Source organism: Lactobacillus fornicalis (assembly GCF_055362665.1).
Genome location: NZ_JBLTIM010000061.1, coordinates 1 through 4,219, shown reverse-complemented (window position 1 = coordinate 4,219; position 4,219 = coordinate 1). Strand labels below are relative to the sequence as shown.

The 4,219-nt window shown below is 37.0% G+C and carries 1 protein-coding gene and 2 pseudogenes; all 3 read left to right on the top strand.

Annotated features, from left to right (window positions below):
* The first annotated feature begins 57 nt into the window (after positions 1–57).
* Positions 58–1,962 carry a MucBP domain-containing protein gene (locus tag ACNDLV_RS07930; protein WP_265666471.1) on the top strand — a complete coding sequence of 635 codons (1,905 nt, stop codon included), beginning with the start codon at positions 58–60 and terminating at the stop codon, positions 1,960–1,962.
* A 174-nt stretch (positions 1,963–2,136) separates the two neighbouring features.
* Positions 2,137–3,468 (top strand): annotated as a pseudogene (locus ACNDLV_RS07925) (mucin-binding protein); the annotation flags it as partial.
* Between the two features lie 224 nt (positions 3,469–3,692).
* Positions 3,693–3,839, top strand: a pseudogene (locus ACNDLV_RS07920) (LPXTG cell wall anchor domain-containing protein); the annotation flags it as partial.
* Positions 3,840–4,219: the final 380 nt, after the last annotated feature.

The following is a 4,219-nucleotide window of genomic DNA, read 5'->3' as shown; positions in this document are numbered from 1 at the left end:
TAACTAGCACCACGCGTATAGTATAATAAATTGTGTCTTAGAAAGAGGGTATAAAATTTGGACAAATTACATAAGCAACAAGTGGCAAAACGACAACGATTTGCCATTAAGAAATTAACAGTTAGAACGGCATCTGTCCTTGTTGGGTTGTTGGGCTTACCCCTCATTATTAGTGGTAATGCCAAGGCAGATAATACGACAGTTGCTGCTCAAAATACATCCACGACTCAAGTGACTGATCCACAAGTTAGTGCCCATTCAAGCAATATTCGGATTAGCGACGAATCAAATACGGTTGGTCATCAAACTTCATCAACATTAGTTCCAAATAAAACAACAACGCCAGCGCAACAAATGCCGATAATCCATAAAACAACAGCAAAACAACCACTGCCCAGTAAGTACAACATTACTATGAATTTTCGCGATGTCACCCTACATAAGCCAATTCAAGTGATTAGTAATGGTCATTATGTATTCAAACAACCTTTCAAGCAGACCACAATTCGACCAGGGGATAGTGTGGATCAAGAATTTACTGTGGCCGGTTATAAATTAATGAATTCAGAAGTTTTGAATAAGTATTTCTATTTTGATAAACAAGGTAATGCCTGCCTTAAGAAAGGTATTACTACGCAAGACATTAACATTAATTTAGATTACGCATCATTGTCACCAATCAAAGTAGAGTATGTTGATGTAGATAACGGGCATATTTTAGCATCAATCGTTCTAGATAGTTTCTGGATGGCCCCTGAATCTCCACAACACCGTGCTGGTGATAAGAAAGCACCGGATGCATCACGCTATGAAGCCGCAGCCATTAATATTCCTGGATATAAATTAGTTTCTGAACCTGTTTTAAAGGGTAAAATCACTGGTCAAACTCGAAATTCGTTAGCTGATCCTAACTATGTTTATTTAACTTTCAAGTATAAGAAGGTTATAAAAAATAATTCTGATAGTAATAGGACTGAATTGTTACTTGTTCCAGAAGAAACAAATCTACCGTACAAACTCTTTACGATTGCTGGTAGCTATGGCGAAAGGATTGACCTAAACAATGGTAATTATGAGAAAAAAATGAGTGAGGAGATTAGCCATTACGAAAAACAAGGTTACTCCTATATAGGAAGTACAGGGACATATCTTAATTCTGATTATTTCAATTGGTACGCTAAGGGGATACATGTTTACTTGCTACCAAACAAACCAGTAACTGTGAGGTACATTGATGAGCAAGGAAATGTGCTTAGGAATAATGATACGCTTGCGTTCAACCTAGATAATCCTAACCAAAAAAATAATGGGGTTAATCCGCAAAAAGGCTGGTATGCAAAGGGTCCATGGCAAGTCCAACCTAAGAAAATTAAAGGTTATCGTCTTGTTCGTACTCTTGGAGCGACGAGTGGCCAGTATACTGTATACCAGTACATCACAACTTTTGTTTACACTAAGGACACAGATCCAACTGATCCCAAAACGCCAGAGACAACAACAACAACAACAACTGATCCCAAAACGCCAGAGACAACAACAACAACAACAACTGATCCAAAGACACCAAGCGATAAGCTTCCGGACAATCCTGGCAAGTCTGGTCAGACAGTTCCAGTTAATATTCACATTCCTGATGGTTATCAATTAGTTCCTGGTGAAAGTGTTCCAACATTTTACACCTTCAAGGATGGTAACCCTAATGATCATCAAGGACAAGGAACACCAGCTACTAATACGCCTACAAACACTACTCCTAATGGAAATGCTGTTACTGGCAAACTAGAAGGTAATGTTCCTAACATGCAAACTGGGAAGACGATTACGTTTCAACCAACGACAGCTAAGGATAACCAACTACCACAAACTGGTAATGACAATAGCTTAACAACCGTTGCCGGGATTATTGTAAGCCTGTTAACCAGTTGCTTAGCTGTTCTTGGCATTAATAAACATCAAGGCTAATATGATTACCTACCAACCATTCCGAAGCTAATCAAGACGCGATGCTTTAATTAGCTTCGGAATTTTGAATGATATATCATTATAATAGGATGGAATAAACTTTATATAAATATAAGTAATGGGGATTGATTTCTAATCTTTTAAGAATACTGTTTATGGTTGATTTTTTATACAATGTTGCCAACTGAGAGTAAATATAAAAAGGGAGATACTATGTTATCAGCAAAGAATTATTACGGCCGTCTGGTAAAGTTAAAACCAAAACAAGATCATTTTTCACTTCGTAAGTTATCTATTGGTCTTATTTCTGTTACCATAGGTATTACCTTATACTTGGGAGTGGACAACTCCTATGTTATGGCTGATACGAATTTGAGGGATAATAACAATCAACAATTAGCCGGATCGGGTAATGGCACCAATATAATAAATGATAAAGTTAAAATTCCAACCGGTGCTTTTCAGTCTAAACAAATGCAAACTGAAAATTGCAAAGTAAATAATCAGATGTTGGATAAAACTGAAGTAACAAATTCTACTAAAAATTCTTCTACACTAAATGTGGAAAATTCCAAGACTGCTGATTTGTCGAGATTTGATTACTCTTTATATACAAAAAAAGTAAAGAGTTTTGAATTTAGAAATTCAGATAATAACGATGTAATTAGAACAGTAATATTAAACAAACCTACCGGTGTTGAAACTGTAACTATGACTTTGAATGTTAGCTGCTTAAAAGGGAGAAAGCATCAGCATCGATCGCACACATCTACTAGATCGAGTATTTATAATTATAAACCTCAAGTTATTGCTGAAGTAAATACATCCAATAATCCATTGCCAAAAATATCAATTTTGGAGAAAAACGTTTTACCAAAAACTTTTTTTCAAGTAGATAAGAATACATTTCTTACTCAACAGGATAAAGAGAACTATGAGAAATTTATATCAGTTAATAAGAATGATATTAGCATAGAATTACCAGCTTTTTCCATTAATGATATTGATATTCCAGGCTATTCTTATCATATTAATGCAAAAAAGACTACTCCTGGAGCAGGATTAGGTAAAGAAAAGTTTTACATCTACACTGAATCACCACAAACAGTTGTTATCGACTATACCCCGATTACGGTTAAGGTTGAACATAAGATCATCACGGTAACACCAACCGATCCGAAGACACCAAGCGATAAGCTTCCAGACAATCCTGGCAAGAACTATCCAAAGGGTGTTGATAAGAAAGATCTGAACAAGACTGTTAAGCGGACGATTACTGTTAATAAACCAGCTGGCTCAACTGTTGATGCTAGTCAAGAGACTACTCTAACTCGGACGGCTACTGTTGACGAGGTTACAGGCCAAGTTACGTATGGCAAATGGACAACCTCAAAGCTTGATAAGTATAATGCACCAGAAATTCCAGGTTACACTCCAAGTCAAGCAGAAGTCCCTGCAGTTGATCAGGTAACGGTTGATTACACAGATCCAAAAATTGAAATTACCTACACGCCAACCGAACAGACTGGGAAGATCACATACGTTGATCCAAACGGCAAAGAAGTTGGTACTACCCCATTAACAGGAAAGACGGATGAAGAGATTCCAGTTACACCAAACGTTCCTGCAGGTTGGCAGATTGTTCCTGATCCAAAGATTCCAACAAAGATCACCGCTACTCCAGACGGCATTCAAACAGTTACGGTTAAGGTTGAACATNNACTGTTAAGCGGACGATTACGTCTCAACCAACGACAGCTAAGGATAACCAACTACCACAAACTGGTAATGACAATAGCTTAACATTAATGGGCTTAGGTGCCTCCACCTTATTGGGAATGTTTGGCCTTGCTGCTGTAAACAAGAAGCGTAAGTAATCAAATTAGCTCTACAATTTTATCCCTTTGTCAGTACTGATGAGGTATTTTGATGAGGTTAGTTTAAGTAGCGAAGCTGCTTGAGCTGACCTTTTCTTTTAGCTTAGTTTTTACCATGAGATTTGAGAGCTAGTAGACTTCGGATACGGGAATGATCAAAGTTGCGAAAACCATAAGCTGTTATTCTAGTGGTCTTAATTTTATTATTGTAAGCAGTCGTTATCAATACGGGTTGAACAAAGGGACTCTACAATTGTAAGTACTGATGAATTTAACATCAGTGCTTATTTTGGTTTTCTACGAATAGTCAAGGATATTAAAGGAATTCCTTGGAATTTAGCTGGATAGAAAAGTTAATTAAATACGCGTGGTGCTAGTTA